This window comes from Hyphomonas sp. CY54-11-8, from assembly GCF_000682735.1.
Lineage (GTDB): Bacteria > Pseudomonadota > Alphaproteobacteria > Caulobacterales > Hyphomonadaceae > Hyphomonas.
This window is the reverse complement of the sequence record NZ_AWFD01000007.1, coordinates 11,566-28,612: the sequence shown is the minus strand read 5'-3', so window position 1 is coordinate 28,612 and position 17,047 is coordinate 11,566. Positions and strand designations below refer to the sequence as shown.

At 59.1% G+C, this 17,047-nt stretch carries 18 protein-coding genes; 13 read left to right on the top strand and 5 right to left on the bottom strand.

From position 1 onward, the window contains the following. Positions 1-35 precede the first annotated feature (35 nt). Genes pstC through phoB form a run of 5 tightly spaced genes read left to right on the top strand, consistent with a single transcriptional unit; the run spans position 36 to position 5,202 of the window. Positions 36-1,424, top strand: coding sequence for a phosphate ABC transporter permease subunit PstC (gene pstC, locus HY17_RS07090; protein ID WP_034765169.1), 1,389 nt, complete (start codon positions 36-38; stop codon positions 1,422-1,424). Beyond that, positions 1,417-2,979 carry a phosphate ABC transporter permease PstA gene (gene pstA, locus HY17_RS07085; protein WP_034764975.1) on the top strand — a complete coding sequence of 521 codons (1,563 nt, stop codon included), beginning with the start codon at positions 1,417-1,419 and terminating at the stop codon, positions 2,977-2,979. The genes pstC and pstA overlap by 8 nt, the downstream gene beginning before the upstream one ends. A 29-nt stretch (positions 2,980-3,008) precedes the next feature. Next, on the top strand, positions 3,009-3,800 hold the full coding sequence (gene pstB / locus HY17_RS07080) for a phosphate ABC transporter ATP-binding protein PstB (RefSeq protein ID WP_197020245.1): 792 nt from the start codon (positions 3,009-3,011) through the stop codon (positions 3,798-3,800). A 6-nt stretch (positions 3,801-3,806) separates the two neighbouring features. Next, positions 3,807-4,484 carry a phosphate signaling complex protein PhoU gene (gene phoU / locus HY17_RS07075; RefSeq protein ID WP_034764972.1) on the top strand — a complete coding sequence of 226 codons (678 nt, stop codon included), beginning with the start codon at positions 3,807-3,809 and terminating at the stop codon, positions 4,482-4,484. 31 nt (positions 4,485-4,515) lie between these two features. Continuing rightward, positions 4,516-5,202: a phosphate regulon transcriptional regulator PhoB gene (phoB, locus tag HY17_RS07070; protein WP_034764970.1), complete on the top strand. Its 687-nt coding sequence runs from the start codon at positions 4,516-4,518 to the stop codon at positions 5,200-5,202. On the opposite strand, the gene HY17_RS07065 is transcribed toward phoB, so the two are convergent. Beyond that, entirely contained in the window at positions 5,199-5,903 is a 705-nt protein-coding gene (locus tag HY17_RS07065) for a dienelactone hydrolase family protein (RefSeq protein WP_034764966.1), read from the bottom strand. The two genes, phoB and HY17_RS07065, sit on opposite strands and share 4 nt — an antisense overlap. Positions 5,904-6,042: 139 nt before the next feature. Here HY17_RS07065 and HY17_RS19295 point away from each other — a divergent pair, with 139 nt between their 5' ends. Next, on the top strand, positions 6,043-6,882 hold the full coding sequence (locus HY17_RS19295) for a phasin family protein (RefSeq protein WP_051599801.1): 840 nt from the start codon (positions 6,043-6,045) through the stop codon (positions 6,880-6,882). A gap of 41 nt (positions 6,883-6,923) precedes the next feature. Here the strand turns inward: HY17_RS19295 and HY17_RS07055 are convergent, their stop codons facing one another. Further along, complete coding sequence (locus HY17_RS07055; protein ID WP_139068763.1) at positions 6,924-7,580, bottom strand: TetR/AcrR family transcriptional regulator; 657 nt, start codon at positions 7,578-7,580, stop codon at positions 6,924-6,926. A gap of 133 nt (positions 7,581-7,713) precedes the next feature. On the opposite strand from HY17_RS07055, the gene HY17_RS07050 reads away from it, so the two are divergent. Together HY17_RS07050 and HY17_RS07045 are read left to right on the top strand one after the other, a co-directional pair. Next, the gene (locus HY17_RS07050; RefSeq protein ID WP_034765156.1) at positions 7,714-9,402 is read left to right on the top strand and encodes an alpha/beta fold hydrolase; all 1,689 of its coding nucleotides are present in this window, start codon (positions 7,714-7,716) and stop codon (positions 9,400-9,402) included. 31 nt (positions 9,403-9,433) lie between these two features. Then, positions 9,434-10,264, top strand: coding sequence for an alpha/beta fold hydrolase (locus tag HY17_RS07045; protein WP_034764963.1), 831 nt, complete (start codon positions 9,434-9,436; stop codon positions 10,262-10,264). Positions 10,265-10,269: 5 nt separating this feature from the next. On the opposite strand, the gene HY17_RS07040 is transcribed toward HY17_RS07045, so the two are convergent. Both HY17_RS07040 and HY17_RS07035 read right to left on the bottom strand, forming a co-directional pair. Then, positions 10,270-10,851, bottom strand: coding sequence for an Hpt domain-containing protein (locus HY17_RS07040; RefSeq protein WP_034764960.1), 582 nt, complete (start codon positions 10,849-10,851; stop codon positions 10,270-10,272). A 55-nt stretch (positions 10,852-10,906) separates the two neighbouring features. After that, the gene (locus HY17_RS07035; RefSeq protein ID WP_081813032.1) at positions 10,907-11,674 is read right to left on the bottom strand and encodes an NAD kinase; all 768 of its coding nucleotides are present in this window, start codon (positions 11,672-11,674) and stop codon (positions 10,907-10,909) included. A gap of 146 nt (positions 11,675-11,820) precedes the next feature. Here HY17_RS07035 and HY17_RS07030 point away from each other — a divergent pair, with 146 nt between their 5' ends. Both HY17_RS07030 and hemA read left to right on the top strand, forming a co-directional pair. Then, entirely contained in the window at positions 11,821-12,612 is a 792-nt protein-coding gene (locus HY17_RS07030) for a class II aldolase/adducin family protein (protein ID WP_034764957.1), read from the top strand. Positions 12,613-12,717: 105 nt separating this feature from the next. Further along, positions 12,718-13,935: a 5-aminolevulinate synthase gene (gene hemA / locus HY17_RS07025; RefSeq protein WP_034764948.1), complete on the top strand. Its 1,218-nt coding sequence runs from the start codon at positions 12,718-12,720 to the stop codon at positions 13,933-13,935. Between the two features lie 48 nt (positions 13,936-13,983). Here the strand turns inward: hemA and HY17_RS07020 are convergent, their stop codons facing one another. Further along, on the bottom strand, positions 13,984-14,385 hold the full coding sequence (locus tag HY17_RS07020; RefSeq protein ID WP_034764943.1) for a MucR family transcriptional regulator: 402 nt from the start codon (positions 14,383-14,385) through the stop codon (positions 13,984-13,986). A gap of 213 nt (positions 14,386-14,598) precedes the next feature. Between HY17_RS07020 and glyA the strand changes: the two genes are divergently transcribed. Genes glyA through HY17_RS07005 form a run of 3 tightly spaced genes read left to right on the top strand, consistent with a single transcriptional unit; the run spans position 14,599 to position 17,033 of the window. After that, entirely contained in the window at positions 14,599-15,906 is a 1,308-nt protein-coding gene (gene glyA, locus HY17_RS07015) for a serine hydroxymethyltransferase (protein WP_034764938.1), read from the top strand. Positions 15,907-15,912: 6 nt separating this feature from the next. Continuing rightward, positions 15,913-16,389, top strand: a complete 477-nt coding sequence (nrdR, locus tag HY17_RS07010) for a transcriptional regulator NrdR (RefSeq protein WP_034764935.1) — start codon at positions 15,913-15,915, stop codon at positions 16,387-16,389. Then, a complete protein-coding gene (locus HY17_RS07005; RefSeq protein WP_034764931.1) occupies positions 16,386-17,033 on the top strand; it encodes a RibD family protein in 648 nt (215 codons plus the stop codon). The genes nrdR and HY17_RS07005 overlap by 4 nt, the downstream gene beginning before the upstream one ends. Positions 17,034-17,047 lie beyond the last annotated feature (14 nt).

Here is a 17,047-nt window from a genome sequence, read left to right as displayed (position 1 = left end):
GGGACTGGATGCTCTCGCAATTGGGCCACCTGCCAATGGACTTCCTGCTTCTCGCGGCGGCAGTGACTCTTGCGTCCTTCGGATTCATTGCCGGACGCCTGCGGGCGGAGCAATTCTCCTTCCCAGGAGACATCCATCCCAATTCCCGTCCGAACGCGCACGGCTATTTCGTTCTCATGTGGAGTCTGGTGCCCGTTGTGCTGGTGGCGCTCGGCTACATTTTCTTTGGCGAGGGCACATCCCGCGCCATCCTGCGTAGCGAACTGCCGGACGGGTTTTCGATCCTCACACCAGGTGAGCTGACGACCTATCTCGACACGGTGGCCCGAGCGGGCCGCATTCCGGGCTTCCTGAGCGGTGAGCACGTCTTCGACACGGTCACGGAGCGGTATGGCGAAATCCGCGGGACGGTGAACATTTTCACGTTGGTCTTTGCGCTGGCTCTGTCCATCGCGGGCATGTTCCTCTCCCGACGCTGCCTGTCGCCCGGGTTCCGGGCCCGCCAGCATGTCGAAAGCGGCATCGAATGGTTCCTGTTCCTTTGCGCAGCGCTCGCTATCGCCACCACCGTCGGCATTGTCGCGTCGCTCGTTTTCGAGAGCCTGCGCTTCTTTGCCGAAGTGCCGTTTTGGGACTTCCTGCTGGGAACGCGGTGGAATGCGCAGACGAGCGCAGAGTTCGGCGCACTGCCCTTGTTCTTCGGCACTTTCATGATCTCGTTCTTCGCGATGATGGTGGCGGCGCCAATTGGCCTGTTCGCAGCGATTTACCTGTCCGAATATGCGAGCGGGCAGGTGCGGGCGATCATCAAGCCGGTCCTGGAAGTGCTCGCGGGTATTCCAACTGTTGTTTATGGCTTCTTCGCCCTGCTGGTGATTGCGCCTGCCGTGCGGTCTGTGGCGCTGTGGATCAACCAGCTGGTGATCGCTTGGGGCCTGGCGGACGGGGCCGTCCTTGCCGCCCAGCCGACCAGTGCGCTCGCTGCCGGGATCGTCATGGGGATCATGGTCATCCCCTTCGTTTCGTCCCTTTCCGATGACGTGATCCGCGCTGTGCCGCAGTCGCTCAGGGATGGGGCATATGCCATGGGCGCGACCAAGGCGGAGGCGGTCCGCCAGGTCGTGGTGCCGGCGGCGCTGCCGGGCATCATCGCGGCGCTGTTGCTGGCCGTGTCCCGCGCCATTGGAGAGACAATGATCGTTGTCATGGCGGCCGGGCAGCGCGCGCGGATATCGCCCGACCCGACCTCCGACCTTACGACCATCACCGTCCAGATCGTGTCCTTGCTGACCGGGGAATCCGAGTTCGACAGCCCGAAGACGTTGTCGGCCTTTGCACTCGGCCTTGTTCTTTTTGTCGTGACGCTGTTGTTCAATCTCGTCGCCATCAATGTCGTGAAGCGGTTCAGGGAAAAGTATGAGTGATCCGGCCGTCTCCCCATTCGCCAATGAAAGGGCGTTGAAACGGCTGCGCCGGCGGCGGGCGGCTGACCGGCGTTTCAAATGGTATGGACGCCTGGCCATCGGTTTTGCGCTCGCGGCGCTAACGTTGTTGCTGGCCTCGATCACGACCCAGGCCATGTCGGCCGCGACCTATCATGTCGTGTCGTTCGATCTCGACCTGGACAAGGAGACATTCGGCGGGCTCAAAACGGACGATCCGCCGCCCGTGGACAAAGTGTACGGACTGGTTCGCGCTGACCTGTTGGCGCAGTTCCCGGAAACAGCCAGAAATCCTGTGCTGCGCCACGAGCTGTCCGCGCTGGTTACCCGGTTGGCTGTCTTGCCTGTCGCTCGGGAGATCGTCCGTAATCCGCGGGAAATTGGCATGACCCGTCAGGTCCAACTGCCCTTGTCGGACGATCTCGACCTCTACCTGAAAGGCGCCAACGCCCGGCATCTGACCGTGCCGATTGGGCGCGTCGGTGCAGAGGAAACGAATGGCGTTTTGACCCTGACCGGCGAAGGCGCCTTCAAACGCCTCATTGCTGCGGCATCGCTGGAGGGTATGCAAATTCAGGATGCGCGAAGTACCGGATCCATCCTGATGACGGCTGGCCAGTCGACCCTGAAGCTCTCAACGCTGGACCCGTCGCGCATTAAAGGTCCGCTTCTGACCGGGAGCCTGCAGGATTTCCGTACCCATCCGGTGCGCGCGCGCCTGATCACGTCGCCGGAATCGGAACGTACGGTCACCGACAGGCAGATCGCCTGGCTGCTGGCCTTGAAAGCCGAAGGCCGGGTGTCCCGTGTGCCGCATTGGAGCCTGTTGACCCATACGGACAGCACACAGCCGGAACTGGCCGGTACGCTGGCGGCGATTGTTGGTTCGCTGCTGACCCTGCTGGTCACGGCATCACTGGCCATCCCGATCGGCATTCTGGCATCGATTTATCTGGAAGAATTTGCGCCCCGGAACCGGGTGACCGGGTTGATCGAAGTGAACATCAACAACCTCGCTGCGGTGCCGTCCATTGTGTTCGGCCTGCTGGGCGCGGCAGTGTTTCTTGGCGCTTTTGGTCTACCGCGATCAGCGCCTGTCGTTGGCGGACTGGTGCTGGCATTGCTGATCCTGCCGGTTGTGATCATCGCTTCGCGGGCTGCCCTGAAGGCGGTGCCGCAATCGATCCGTGACGCTGCTCTTGCCGTAGGCGCGTCCCGCATGCAGACCGTTTTCCATCATGTCATGCCGCTGGCGGCGCCAGGCATGCTGACCGGGGCCATCCTGGGCATGGCGCGAGCGCTGGGTGAAACGGCGCCGCTGCTGCTGATCGGTATGGTCGCTTTCGTGGCGGAAGTTCCAAATGGTCCGACGGACGAGGCGACCGCGCTGCCGGTGTTGATTTATTCCTGGGCGACACAAGCCGAGCGGGCCTGGGAGCCAATGACGGGCGCAGTCATTTTGATCCTGCTCGTCTTCCTGATAGCGATGAACGGCGTGGTTGTTTTCCTGCGCAGGAAGTTCGAGCGGAGATGGTGATGGACGATACCCTCGGGAACGGTACGACGATGGAGAAGGGTGTCCTGCCGGACGCGCCGGAGACCTCCGTGCGCATGTCGTGCCGGAACATCAATGTCTTCTACGGAGAGAAGCAGGCGATCTACGATGTCTCGCTCCAGATTGCCGACCGGTCTGTCACGGCGCTGATCGGGCCGTCTGGTTGCGGCAAGTCCACTTTCCTTCGGTGCCTGAACCGGATGAATGACACAATCGAAGGCTGCCGCGTGGAAGGCGAGATCATGATGGAGGGGAAGGATATCAACTCTCCGGTCATCGATCCGGTCCTGTTGCGTTCCCGTGTCGGCATGGTGTTCCAGAAGCCGAACCCATTCCCGAAGTCGATCTATGAGAATATCGCTTATGGTCCCCGTATCCATGGTCTTGCTCAAGGCCGCGAGGATATGGACGAGATCGTGGAGAAGAGCCTCCGCCGTGCGGGTCTCTGGGAAGAAGTGAAGGACCGACTCAATCTTGCCGGGACCAGCCTTTCCGGCGGCCAGCAGCAGCGGCTCTGTATTGCCCGCGCGATTGCCGTGCGGCCTGAAGTTATCCTTATGGACGAGCCATGCTCCGCGCTCGACCCGATCGCGACGGCGCGCATCGAGGAGCTGATCGACGATTTGCGCAAGCGCTATTGCATCATCATCGTGACCCATTCCATGCAGCAGGCTGCGCGCGTTTCTCAGCGTACGGCCTTCTTCCATCTCGGCGCCCTGGTGGAAGTGGGTGACACAGACCAGATTTTCACAAGTCCCCGTGATCGCCGGACTGAAGACTATATCACGGGACGTTTCGGATAAGACGCCATGTCAGACCATATTGTATCAGCCTTTACCGAAGAACTAGAACGTCTGTCTGCAGACATTCTACGCATGGGCGGAATCGTTGAGGAGATGATCGTCGATTCCTGCCGGGCCGTTCTTCACAATGATCTGGAACTCGCAGCCGACGTCATCGAGCGTGATCCGCAGGTCGACCGGATGGAGGCTGAAGTCGAGCGCCAGATTGTCAGCCTGATCGCGCGGCGACAGCCCATGGCGCACGATCTGCGCTCTGTCTTCGCGGCGCTGAAAGTTTCCGGCGAACTTGAGCGGATCGGCGACCTGTCCAAGAATATCGGCAAGCGCGCGTTGAATCTGGACGCAGCGGTTTTTCCTGCCATGCGCAGCGGCGTTGCCCGGATGGCGGGGCCGGTATCGCGACAATTGCACCAAGTGCTGAACGCCTATGCATCCGGTAATGCAGCTGAAGCAAAGGCTGTCTGGGAAACAGACGATGAAATTGACCAGCACTACAACGCCCTGTTCCGCGAGATGCTGACCTACATGATCGAAGACCCGCGTTCGATCAGCGATGGGGCGCATATGCTGTTCATGGCGAAAAATCTTGAGCGGATCGGCGATCACTGTACCAATATCGCCGAATTCGTCTTCTTCCAGATCACGGGTGAAAACCTGGTGCAGCAGGACCGCCCGAAACTTTAAGCACCCGAACGGTGTTTGCCAGGAGTATGACATGAAACCTTACGTGCTGATCGCAGAAGACGAGAGCGCTGTCTCGGAACTGCTTCAATACAATCTGAAGCGCGAGGATTATGAGGTCGCCATTGCCCATGATGGCGAAGAGGCCTTGCTGATGATGGAAGAGCGGGCGCCTGACCTGCTATTGCTCGACTGGATGCTGCCAAAAGTCAGCGGCATCGAGGTCTGCCGCCGGGTGCGCAGCGGCGGGGTGAACCCGAACCTTCCGATCATCATGCTAACAGCGCGCGGCGAGGAAAGCGACCGCATCCGCGGTCTTGATACGGGTGCGGACGATTACGTAACCAAGCCGTTTTCAACCACTGAGCTGATGGCGCGCGTGCGTGCTGTCCTGCGCCGGATCCGTCCGGGGTTGCGGGATGACAAAGTGGTGGTGGGCGATATTGAGATTGACCGTGTCGAGCACCGGGTCATGCGCAATGGAAGCGATATCCATCTCGGACCGACGGAATTCCGGCTGCTCGACTATTTCATGCAGCATCCGGGGCGGGTGTTCTCGCGCGAGCAGCTGCTCGATACGGTGTGGGGCTCTGACGTCTATGTCGAGCTGCGCACAGTGGACGTGCATGTGGGGCGCCTGCGCAAGGCGCTCCGGCAGAGCGGGGGTGACGATCCGATACGGACTGTCCGCTCTGCCGGCTATGCGCTCCGGGCTGACTAGAAGAGTTCTTCCAGAAAGAGTTTGAGGCTGGCGAAGCTGCGCCGGTCCGCATCGGCATTGTAAACCGTGCCCATGTCCATGTTGTTAGCGCCCAGGGTTGTGAAGGCGTGATAAGACTGGCCGTGGGCATGCATTTGCCAGTCGGCACCAGCGTCGCTCATTTCCTTTGCAATGGCCAGTACGTCCGCCGGCGGAGCCATTGGGTCCAGCCAGCCATGTTCGATCAGGACCTTGGTGCTGATCTTCGGTGAGGGAATGTTGTCTGCCGGGTTGAACAGACCGTGGAACGAGGCGACACCCAGCAGATCCATGCCGGCACGGGCCATATCAAGCACGCACAGGCCGCCGAAGCAGAAACCGATGGCGGCAGCTTTGGAAGCGTCCACGCCCGGCTGTGCTTTTGCTGCGGCAAGGCCGCCTGCGAGGCGCTTCTGCAGCTCGGCGCGATTGCCGACCAGCGGGTTCATCAGGGCCTGGTTTTCCTCGACGGTCGTGCCGCGCTTGCCCTTTCCATAAACGTCCATCGCGAACGCGGCATAGCCAAGTTCGTTGACGACGCGGCCCGCTTTCTGGATCTCATTGTCCCCAAGACCGCCCCAGGCATGCGCGATCGCCACGACAGGCAGGTTCGTCTTGCCTTCGGGGGCAAGAAAGTAACCTTCATAGGTCTGGCCATCCACGGTGTAGTCGACTGCGCTCATGTTGAAATCCTCTCTTTCTGATGGGGCATTCATAGAGACGCAGCGCCACGCCAATCAAGGGCAATGGCGATTAGTATGCGGATTCTAGACTTTTTCCTTATCTTTGGCGCCATGGACAAACCCATCAGGAGAATTTCCCATGGCTAAAGACAAAAAAGCGAAAGCCAAGAAGGCAAAGAAATCCGACGCTCGCGTAAAGGCGGAGCAGGTCGGCAAGGCCATTGAGGCACAATCGGCCGAGATGGCTCACAAAATCTGGCTTGCCGGCGTTGGCGCCTATGGCAAGGCCTATGACACCGCGCTTGCGAACGCGAATACGTTCAACAAGCAATCGACCGAACTCTTCGAAGAGTTGGTGAAGCGCGGTGAAAAGATCGAGACTGACGTGAAAGCCCGCTTCGCAGACGACGAACGCGTTACCAAGGCGACCAAGTCCGTTGCAAAAGCAAACGCTGCGGCCCGCCAGTTCCAGGCTGAAGCCTATGATCGGTTCGAAGCACGCATGGAGCGCATGCGCGACCTGCTGGGCGTGAAGCAGATGAGCGAACGCACCTCGAAAATCGCATCGAAGATCGAGAAGCTCGAAGACGAAGTGGCCGAGACGGTCGCCAAGTCGAAAGACCGCTTGAGCAAGGTCGACCTGAAGGCCCGTATCGCGCGCCTTTCAGCCGAGATCGAAGCTGTAGCCGGTGAAACCGGTGCAGACATAGCCAAGACGGCGAAGAAGGCTGCCGACAAGACCTCCAAGGCCATGAAGGCCGCCGTGGCTGCGCCGGAAGCTTCTGACGATCTTTCGCAGATCACTGGCGTTGGCCCGGCGATGGTGACAAAGCTGAACGATGCAGGCATCTACAGCTTTGCCCAGCTGGCCGCCATGAAGAAAGCCGAAGCTGAAGCGCTGGACGCGAAGATCGGTGCCCGTGGCCGCGTGATCCGCGATGAGTGGGTGAAGCAGGCCAAAGCGCTGGCGAAGAAGTAATAGCAGAATAGTCAGGCAGGCGGCTGAAGTGTCGCCTGCAGCTACTTCTTGTTCGCTTCATAGTGCGAGATCATGCGTGAGAGGGCATCGAAACCATTTTCGCCCATGTAGGGCACGATCAGGCACATGACCTGGAACACGGTCTTGTGGATCAGGGCTGCGCCTTCAAGGTTGCACCGGTTCATCGCATCGGCTTCCAGCCAGAATGTCAGTGACATCATGATCTGGTCGGTCAGGGCGTCGCTTAGTCGGGGGTCGATAGTCAGGACTTCGGCCTTGCCCAGATCTGCCAGCACATTGTGGATCGTGGTGCGCTGCTCGGCAACCAGAGACCTGAAACGGCTGGCAAGGTCCGGATACCGGTCCAGCAGGACGCCAAGGTTGCGGTAGAAGAAACGAAAATCGTAGATTTCTTCAAGGATGATGTAGAGATAGACCCAGTTGTCCTCAATCGAAGTGACCCGTCCGCGGGAGCCGCGCAGGATGACCCGCATCTCTTCCTCGAAGGCATCGAACAAGGCCCGGATGATCGCGTCCTTGCCCTTGAAATGGTAGTAGAGATTGCCCGGGCTGATGCCCAGCGCATTCGAGATGTCGACAGCCGTTTGCTGGGCCTCTCCTTCTTCATTGAAGAGAAGCAGGCTGACATGGAGGATGCGATCGCGTGTCTTCATCGGTTTGAAGACGGAGTTTGACACGTAATTCTGACTATGGAACGAATTTTCTTTCAAAGTTTACAAGTAACTCTTTCCTCCAATGAAAGAGAAAAAAGATAAACAAAAGCCAGCGGGCGGCGAATACATGCTCTCTGGCAGTCTCGGGGAGGGACTGATGACGACGCCGAAGGATGAAATCGCCCGAAGTGCAGCAGAGACGACGCTTGCGCTGAACCCGCTCATGGGCGGGATCAACCGGGAAGAATTGCTGGGCGCCGTGGCGATGATGCTGCGCTCGACGATGACAAATCCGATTACCAGCGCGAAATCCGCTTCGAAGATCGCGAAAGAAAACGCCGCAATCCTGCTCGGCAAATCCCAGAGAAAGGCCGATCCGAAAGACCGCCGCTTCCGCGATCCGGCCTGGGAGCACAACCCGTTCTATCGGCGCGGCATGCAGGCTTATCTCGCGACGCAGGAACACCTGAATGACTGGGTGGCCGATCTCAAGATGACGGAACTTGAGCATGCGCGGGCGAAGTTCGTCATGGGTATGATCACCGACGCGCTGGCGCCGACCAACTCCCTGATCGGCAATCCGGCGGCCACCAAGCGTGTGGTCGACTCCGGCGGGCTGTCGCTGCTCAAGGGGTTGAAGAACGCCTATAGCGACCTGACGAAGAATGGTGGCATGCCAAGCCAGGTCGACAAGCGGCCTTTCAAGGTCGGCGAGAATCTCGCCGTGTCAGAAGGGCAGGTGATTTGGAAGAACGAGATGCTGGAGCTGATCCAGTATGCGCCGACAACTGAGAAAGTTCACCGCACGCCGATCCTGATCATTCCGCCTCAGATCAACAAGTATTATGCGATGGACTTGTCGCCGGCGACGTCCATGGTCCAGTTCCTGCTCGCCATGGAGCAACAGACATTTGTTGTGTCCTGGCGAAACCCGAAGCGCGAGAATGCCGACTGGGGCATGCAGGAATATGTCGATAGCCTGATCCAGGCGAGCGAAGTCGTCCGCCAGGTGACGAAGTCGAAGAAGATCAACGTTTCAGGCGCCTGTTCCGGCGGCATCACGACCGCGACACTCGCGAGCCTGTTTGCCGCTGCGGGTGATGACCGAATCAATTCGATCACCTTCATGGTCTGTGTGCTGAATCCACAGAAAGAAGACAGCGAGCTTGGCCAGATCGTTTCCGATGGCAGCCTCGAAATCGCGCGGGCTTATTCAAAGAAGAAGGGCATCCTGAAGGGCGACGATCTCGCGCGCATGTTCGCGTGGATGCGACCAAACGACCTGATCTGGAATTATGTCGTCAACAATTATCTGATGGGTGAAGATCCAGCACCGTTTGACGTACTCTACTGGAACAATGATTCCACCAACCTCCCGGCACAGCTGCATTCTGATTATCTGGATATGGGGCTGAATCAGCCATTCGATCATCCGGGTGAATTCGAAGTGGCCGGGCACATGTTGGACATGTCGAAGGTGAAGGCGGATGCCTTCATTGTTGCCGGGCTGACGGACCATATCACGCCGTGGAAGGCCTGTTACCGCACGGCAGGACTGCTAGGGTCGAAGAATATTGAGTTCATCCTGTCTTCGAGCGGGCATATTCAATCGCTTCTTAATCCCCCTGGAAACCCGAAGGCGAAAATGTTCCGCAACTCGACAATTGCGCCGACTGCGGATGAGTGGGCCGCTGGTGCGGCAGAAGAAGCCGGTAGTTGGTGGCCCGTCTGGGGCGAATGGCTAAAGGCGCGCTCGGGTACAGTTAAAGCTGCGCCAAAGACTTGCGGGAACGAGTCTTTCCAGCCTCTTTACCCGGCACCGGGCCGTTATGTCTTCGACGAATAGTCCGGGCGAAAAAACAAAGAAAGTGTCAGGCATGCCGGAACCACGCCCACAAATCACGATGCAGGATGTCGATGGCATTCAGCTGCGGACAGCGTTCTGGCCGGCAAAGCTGGCAAACGACAACCTGCCGCTGTTGTTCTTCAATGGTATTGGAGCAAACCTCGAGCTGACCCAAGGTCTGGGCGACATGTTTCCGGACCGCGACATCATCACGTTCGACGTACCGGGTGTCGGCAAGAGCCCGGTGACGCAATGGCCTTACAGGCCGTGGATGCTCGCCCGCTGGGCGCGTAAGCTGCTGGACCAGTTCCATATCGATGCCGTCGATGTGATGGGCGTGTCGTGGGGTGGGGCGCTCGCCCAGCAGTTCGCCTTCCAGTACCGCAACCGTGTCGGCAAGTTGATCCTGTGTGCGACCAGCGCCGGCATGACGATGGTCCCGGGACGTCCGAAGTCGCTGTCCAAGATGGTGGACGCGCGGCGTTACACCGATCCCGAATTCATGCGTGACAGTTTTAGCTCATTGTATGGTGATGCCGTAGACGGAGAAGTTGGCAGGCACATTGACAATCTGCTGCCGCCGCATCCGCGCGGATACTTTTACCAGCTTCTGGCTTTCGTTGGTTGGTCCAGCCTGCCGTTCATCCGTTTCCTGAAGATGCCATCGCTGGTCATCATGGGTGACGAAGATACGATCGTGCCGGTGGCGAACGGGCATATCCTGAAGCTGGGCCTGCCGAACTCGCGCCTGCATGTTATTGAAGGGGGCGGACACCTGTTCCTGGTGTCCCGAGCTGCCGAAACCGCAGACATCATCCGTGAGTTCCTGGACGCAGAGGAATTGCTGGCTGAGGCTGCCTGAAGCGCTCAGGCGCTTTCGATTTTCAACGCCACACGCGCTTCAAGCGCTTCACAGACGGCATCGGCGATGGACTGGCCATCGCTGCCCTGGCCAATCGAATTGAAGGCGGCACGGCAGGCTTCAACATGAAGATTGATGAGGGCGGCGTTCTCACCGGGCTTTGTGTCGCCAAGAAGGCGGCTCAGGGACCCGCAAAGCCGTGCAATGGCCGGATATCCGTACGAGTTCGCGGCGCCCTTGATGTTGTGGGCCGCGGTAAAGACGGCGCGGTAGTCTTCCGACGTGGCGCCCGTTTCACGCGCCACGCCCCATGCGCGGACCAGCTCGTCGAGATCTCCCCGCATCCATGTTTCGAACTGGCTGGAAAGCGAGTCTACGGCATCTTCGGCAAGACTGCCGAGAATTTCGGTCCCGAGGAGATTCGGATCGTGCGTCTCGAAGGATGCTTCTGAAGAATCTGAAGTCTCGATGGCCTGGACCGGTTCGGATGGTTTGATCACGCGGCTGATGTCGATGGTGACTTCGGCGGTGGTGGCAGTTGTCGATTTGCGCCGGGTCGGCAGGGCGGTCAGCAGATTCTTGAACATTGGGCACTCCTGAGCGCTCAATAAGCCGCCCAAGCCTTAAAAATGTCCTAGGAAATCAGAAGCCGAACTGCTCCCGGAGAATTCTCTCGTCGAGGGCGTGGCCGGGATCGAAAAGCATCGTAAGCCGTTTGCTGCGATCAGCTTCCACCCGCACGGTTGCAATGTCGCGAACTTCCTGATTGTCGGCGGCGCCGGCAACCGGCCGGCGATCCGGTGCGATGACCTCGATCGTGACTTTTGCATCATGACGAAGGAGCGCGCCGCGCCAGCGGCGGGGGCGGAATGCACTAACAGGGGTGAGGGCCAGCAGGTTCGCCCCAATCGGTAGGATCGGGCCATGGGCCGAGAGATTGTAGGCAGTCGAGCCTGCAGGCGTGGCAACCATGACGCCGTCGCAGGAGAGTTCCTCCATGCGAACCTTGCCATCCACCGTGATGCGCAGGCGGGCCGTCTGGGCCGTTTCGCGGAACAGCGACACTTCATTGATCGCAAGAGCCGTATGTTCCTGCCCGTGGATATCCGTTGCCACCATGCTGAGCGGTATGATCTGGGCCCGTTCTGCCGCGTTTACGCGCTCAATCAGGTCATCTTCCTTGTATTCGTTCATAAGGAAGCCGATTGTGCCCCGGTTCATCCCATAGACGGGTTTGGAATCCCCAAAGCGGCGGCGCAGCGAATCCAGCATCGCGCCATCCCCACCCAGCGCGACAATCACGTCGGCATCAGCCTCGCTGTGCTGTCCGTAGCGCTGGACGAGCGTGGGCAGGGCAGACTGGGCTTCTGGGCGCTTGGAAGCGAAAAAGGCAAATCTGAGTGTACTCATCGCGCCCATGTGGTTGAGGTTCCGCAGCGGCGTCAAGGCGTCGCTTTACACGTGGTCTTTCAACTGTGACGGAGGCGTCAGCTTTGGAGTGGCGAAGTTGAGGCTTTTGGGATAAGTTGCGGCCGCAGAACAAAGGGAGCAGAGACATGGCCGATGGCAACCAGACAGCCGATATTCGTGGTTCAGTGAGCGCTGAGGAATGGCAGGCGCGGGTGGATCTCGCGGCACTTTACCGCCTGACTGCGATGTATGGCTGGGACGATATGATCTTCACCCACATCTCCCACCGCGTGCCGGGGCCTGATCATCACTTCCTTATCAATCCATATGGCTATTTCTTCGAAGAAATCACAGCATCGTCTCTTGTGAAGGTCGATCTAGATGGAAACGTCGTCCAGGAGACCGAGTCCATGATCAATCCGGCGGGCTTCACGATCCATTCCGCTGTGCATGCCGCACGTGACGACGCGAAAGTCGTGATGCACGTGCATACGGACCAGGGCGTCGCCGTTTCGGCCCAGAAAGAGGGCCTGCTGCCGATCAGCCAGACAGCACTCGCTGTACGGGAAGACGTTGCCTATCACGACTATGAAGGCATCGCGCTTGATCTCGACGAGCGAGAACGCCTGGTGGCCGATCTCGGCCCGAAGAAGCACTCCATGATCCTGCGCAATCACGGCACGCTTACCTGCGGTGAAACCGCAGCAATCACGTTTACGCGCATGTTCTTCCTCGAGCGCGCCTGCAAGATGCAGATCATGGCGCTGTCCGCGGGCCGTGATGGCGTGCTGGAATGTGATGACGGCCTTCAGGACAAAGTGGCCGGGCAGGGCGGCATGACTGAAAACAGCAATGGCATGTCCATGCTGACCGAAAAGCTTGTCTGGCCTGCACTTCTTCGGAAACTGGACCGCGAATATCCAGGCTACGACTCCTAAGTAGTGTCCCGGATGCGACAAAAACGGCGAAAGCGCTATCAGCCCATTAAATGTCGCGACCGAAGCGTCTAAGTAAACTTCCCAGAGCTTATAAGGGATAAGCAGATGAAACACCTGAAGGCCTTTGAGGATGCCCTCGGCACCATTCATTCCGAGGGACGCTACAGGGTCTTTATTGACCTGCAGCGCCACAAGGGGCGTTTCCCAAAGGCCACCGCCCGGTTCGAGGATGGTGAGCGCGAAGTCACCATCTGGTGTTCAAATGACTATCTCGGCATGGGTCAGGATGATGATGTCATCCAGGCGATGCACGAAGCGATCGACAGCTTTGGTGCCGGCTCAGGCGGTACGCGCAACATTTCCGGTACGACGCGGTTCCACGTCGATCTGGAGCGGGAGCTGGCGGACCTGCACCAGAAGGAAGCAGCGTTGCTGTTCACGTCCGGCTACGTGTCCAATGACGCGACCCTGTCAACGCTCGGCAAGATCATGAAAGACCTGATCATCTATTCCGATCAGCTCAACCATGCTTCGATGATCGAGGGGATCCGCCGTTCGGGCGCCGATTACCGGGTGTTCCGCCATAATGATGTGGACCACCTGCGCGCCCTGCTTGAAAACGACGATCCGGACCGTCCGAAAGTGATCGCTTTCGAAAGCGTCTACTCCATGGATGGCGATTTCGGCCGCATGAAGGAAATCTGTGACCTGGCAGATGAGTTCAATGCGCTGACCTATCTGGACGAAGTGCATGCTGTCGGCCTTTACGGCAGCCAGGGCGCTGGCGTTGCCGAAATGCTCGGTCTGTCCGATCGGATCGACATTATCGAGGGTACGCTCGCCAAAGGTTATGGCGTGATGGGCGGTTACATCGCTTCCAAGGCGACCGTGATCGATGCCATCCGTTCGATGGCGTCCGGCTTCATCTTCAGCACGTCAACTTGCCCGGTCATGGCGGCAGGAGCGTTGGCCAGCATCCAGAAGCTGCGCTCCGATGAAGGCCGCAAACTGCGCGCCATCCATCAGGCCAAGGCCGCAGAGCTGAAGCAGAAATTCCGCGATGCGGGCCTGCCGGTGATGGAATCTCCGTCGCACATCGTCCCACTGCTCGTGGGCGATCCGGAGCGGTGCAAGGCCCTGTCCGACACGTTGCTGTTCGATTTCGGCATCTATGTTCAGCCGATCAATTACCCGACCGTACCGCGTGGCACCGAGCGCCTGCGTTTTACGCCGAGCCCGGTGCACGACGCCGTCATGATGGACGAACTGGTCGAAGCGATCCTTGCCGTCTGGAAGCAGCTGGGCCTCGACAAGGCCGCCTGATCGACGTTGAGCCATCTGAATTCAAACGGAATAGGCGCCTTTGGGCGCCTATTTCTTTTTCTTGCCGAGACCGATGTTCTTCGCGTGCTTTGAGCGCAGTTTGGCATAATTCGGTGCGACCATCGGGTAATCGGCCGGTAGGTTCCACCGTTCCCGATATTCCTCCGGTGTCATGGAATAGCGGGACCGCAGGTAACGGCGCAGCATTTTGAGCTTCCTGCCATCTTCCAGGCAGATCAGGAAGTCCGGTGTAATGGATTTCGAAATCGGAACCGCGGGCGAGAGGGCTTCGGCATTGTTCGAATCTTCCTCGGACAACGACAAGATCGCGTCATGTACGGACCGGATCAGACCGGGCAGGTCGGATGCTGGAACTGTATTGTTGGAAACGAAGGACGAGACGATCCCTGTCGTCATCCCCAGCACGTCAACCTGCTTCGGGTCACCCATCTTGCCACCACCGTTATTTTTATAATGCTACGGTAATTCAAAACATAATGTCACGAAGAACGCGGTAAGACCAGAAGATCATAAGTATTAGCGCGCGATTACCCTTATTACATCAAACAAGATTGAGAAAATCTGCCGACTGTTATGCGGGATTGTCCAGTTGCGAGCGCGCGCCTCTGCGCGTAAACAGCGCACGGAAAGCAGGAGATTCCCATGGCAGACACCGCCCAGACGCAACGGTTTGATACCAGCGGTTTCTTTTCGACCGGTCTTGAAGAGAGCGATCCGGAAGTTTTCGCCGCGATCGGCAAGGAACAGGGGCGCCAACAGCACGAAATCGAGCTGATCGCTTCGGAAAACATCGTCTCCAAGGCGGTTCTGGAAGCGCAGGGATCCGTCCTCACCAACAAATATGCCGAAGGCTATCCGGGCCGGCGCTATTATGGCGGATGCGAATTCGTCGACATTGCTGAAAATCTCGCGATCGACCGCGCAAAACAGCTCTTCAATTGCCAGTTTGCCAATGTCCAGCCGAACTCCGGCAGCCAGGCCAACCAGGGTGTTTTCCAGGCTGTCCTGAAACCAGGCGACACAATCCTCGGCATGAGCCTCGATGCTGGCGGTCACCTGACGCACGGCGCACCCCCCAACCAGTCGGGCAAATGGTTCAATGCCGTCCAGTACGGCGTGCGCCGGGAAGATGACCGCATCGATTTCGAACAGGTCGAACGCCTGGCCAAGGCGCACCGTCCGCAGATGATCATCGCAGGCGGCTCTGCCTATCCCCGTGAAATCGACTTTGCCCGCTTCCGGGCGGTCGCTGACGAAGTTGGCGCGGTGTTCATGGTCGACATGGCTCACTTTGCTGGTCTCGTGGCAGGCGGGGCGCATCCGAACCCGCTCGACTATGCCGACGTGGCAACCACCACCACGCACAAGACGCTTCGTGGCCCGCGCGGTGGCATGATCCTGACCAATGACGAGAAGCTGGCCAAGAAGATCAATTCGGCGATCTTCCCCGGCATTCAGGGTGGCCCGCTGATGCATGTCATCGCGGCGAAGGCTGTTGCCTTTGGTGAGGCGCTGCGTCCGTCTTTCAAAGAATATGCTGCGCAGGTGGTCGTAAATGCCAGAGCCATGGCCGCTGCGGCGAAAGCCAGCGGACTGGATGTTGTCTCTGGCGGCACGGATACGCACCTTGCGCTGATCGACCTGCGCCCCAAAAAGGTGACCGGTAAGGACGCTGAGGCCGCACTCGGCCGTGCATTTATCACCTGCAACAAGAATGGCGTGCCGTTCGATCCTGAGAAGCCAACGATCACCAGCGGTATTCGCGTCGGTTCACCGGCTGGCACCACGCGTGGCTTCGGAGAAGAAGAATTCACCCGGATCGGCAACTGGATAGGCGAGATCGTCGATGCCGTCGCGACGGGCGACAGTGCGTCTACGGAAGACCGTATTCGCGACGAAGTCAAAGCGCTGACGGCGCAGTACCCGATTTATGGTGGCTTGGGAGGCTGATCCGGTTTGCGTTGTCCTTTCTGCGGATCTGAGAACACATCGGTGAAAGACAGCCGCTCGGCTGAAGACGATACCGCTGTGCGCCGCCGCAGGGTCTGCGAAAGCTGCGGCGCCCGGTTTACAACATTCGAGCGGGTGCAGCTGCGCGAAGTGACGGTTGTAAAGCGGGACGGCAAGCGTGTGCCGTTTGACCGGGAACGTCTCGCAAGGTCGATCACGATTGCGCTGCGCAAGCGCCCGGTCGACCGTGAACAGATCGACCAGATGGTTTCAGGCATTCTGAGGAAGCTGGAAAGCGCTGGCGAGCCGGAAGTTGCCTCCAACGATGTAGGTGAGCTGGCGATGGAGGCGCTGCGCATGGTCGATCCGGTCGGCTATGTCCGCTTCGCCAGCGTCTACAAGGACTTCCGTGATCCGAGCGATTTTGCCCAGTTCATCGAAAAGGCCGCGCTTGAGGACGAAGAGGACCTCGAAGGCGAATGAGCGGCGTGCGGGTCACGCTGAAGCTCGCCACTTCGCTGGACGCGCGGATCGCCCTTGCCGATGGGACGAGCCAGTGGATCACATCCAGTGAGTCCCGGGCCCGGGGGCACCAATTGCGTGCTTCGCACGATGCCATCCTTGTAGGCATTGGTACTGTTCTGGCGGACGACCCGCTGCTCACCGCGCGCACGGTGCCCCTGCCGAAGAAGCAGCCCGTTCGTATCGTGGCGGATTCCAATGGGCGCACACCGCTCAGCTCCCGCCTTGTGCAGTCGGTATCGAGCGGCCGCGTCGTGGTGGCGACCAATGGCCAGCCGCAGGATTTCCTGACGCGGAGCGGCGTGGAGATCTGGCGCTGCGGTAACGGCGTACGGATGGATGTACAGGATTTGCTACGCCGGGCATCCGCGGAAGGAATTTCTTCGCTGCTGATTGAAGGCGGCGGAACGTTGGCTGCAAGCTTTATCCGCGCTGGTCTTGTTGATGAAATTGCCTGGTTTGTGGCGCCAATCCTGATTGGCGGCGACGGCTTGCCAGCCCTTGGGGGACTTGGCCTTCAGACCCTGTCGGATGCGACACGGTGGAAACCTGTCGCGACGGAACGCATTGGGGATGACGTTCTGAACACTTATGTTCGTTTTTAGCAAAAGTCGCCTGA

Bases quoted from the DNA above. Each gene is read 5' to 3' on its own strand.
- pstC (WP_034765169.1), top strand. From the start codon at position 36: ATGGACTTCCTGCTTCTCGCGGCGGCAGTGACTCTTGCGTCCTTCGGA.
- pstA (WP_034764975.1), top strand. From the start codon at position 1,417: ATGAGTGATCCGGCCGTCTCCCCATTCGCCAATGAAAGGGCGTTGAAA.
- pstB (WP_197020245.1), top strand. From the start codon at position 3,009: ATGGAGAAGGGTGTCCTGCCGGACGCGCCGGAGACCTCCGTGCGCATG.
- phoU (WP_034764972.1), top strand. From the start codon at position 3,807: ATGTCAGACCATATTGTATCAGCCTTTACCGAAGAACTAGAACGTCTG.
- phoB (WP_034764970.1), top strand. From the start codon at position 4,516: ATGAAACCTTACGTGCTGATCGCAGAAGACGAGAGCGCTGTCTCGGAA.
- HY17_RS07065 (WP_034764966.1), bottom strand. From the start codon at position 5,903: ATGAGCGCAGTCGACTACACCGTGGATGGCCAGACCTATGAAGGTTAC.
- HY17_RS19295 (WP_051599801.1), top strand. From the start codon at position 6,043: ATGGCTAAAGACAAAAAAGCGAAAGCCAAGAAGGCAAAGAAATCCGAC.
- HY17_RS07050 (WP_034765156.1), top strand. From the start codon at position 7,714: ATGACGACGCCGAAGGATGAAATCGCCCGAAGTGCAGCAGAGACGACG.
- HY17_RS07045 (WP_034764963.1), top strand. From the start codon at position 9,434: ATGCCGGAACCACGCCCACAAATCACGATGCAGGATGTCGATGGCATT.
- HY17_RS07040 (WP_034764960.1), bottom strand. From the start codon at position 10,851: ATGTTCAAGAATCTGCTGACCGCCCTGCCGACCCGGCGCAAATCGACA.
- HY17_RS07035 (WP_081813032.1), bottom strand. From the start codon at position 11,674: ATGAGTACACTCAGATTTGCCTTTTTCGCTTCCAAGCGCCCAGAAGCC.
- HY17_RS07030 (WP_034764957.1), top strand. From the start codon at position 11,821: ATGGCCGATGGCAACCAGACAGCCGATATTCGTGGTTCAGTGAGCGCT.
- hemA (WP_034764948.1), top strand. From the start codon at position 12,718: ATGAAACACCTGAAGGCCTTTGAGGATGCCCTCGGCACCATTCATTCC.
- HY17_RS07020 (WP_034764943.1), bottom strand. From the start codon at position 14,385: ATGGGTGACCCGAAGCAGGTTGACGTGCTGGGGATGACGACAGGGATC.
- glyA (WP_034764938.1), top strand. From the start codon at position 14,599: ATGGCAGACACCGCCCAGACGCAACGGTTTGATACCAGCGGTTTCTTT.
- HY17_RS07005 (WP_034764931.1), top strand. From the start codon at position 16,386: ATGAGCGGCGTGCGGGTCACGCTGAAGCTCGCCACTTCGCTGGACGCG.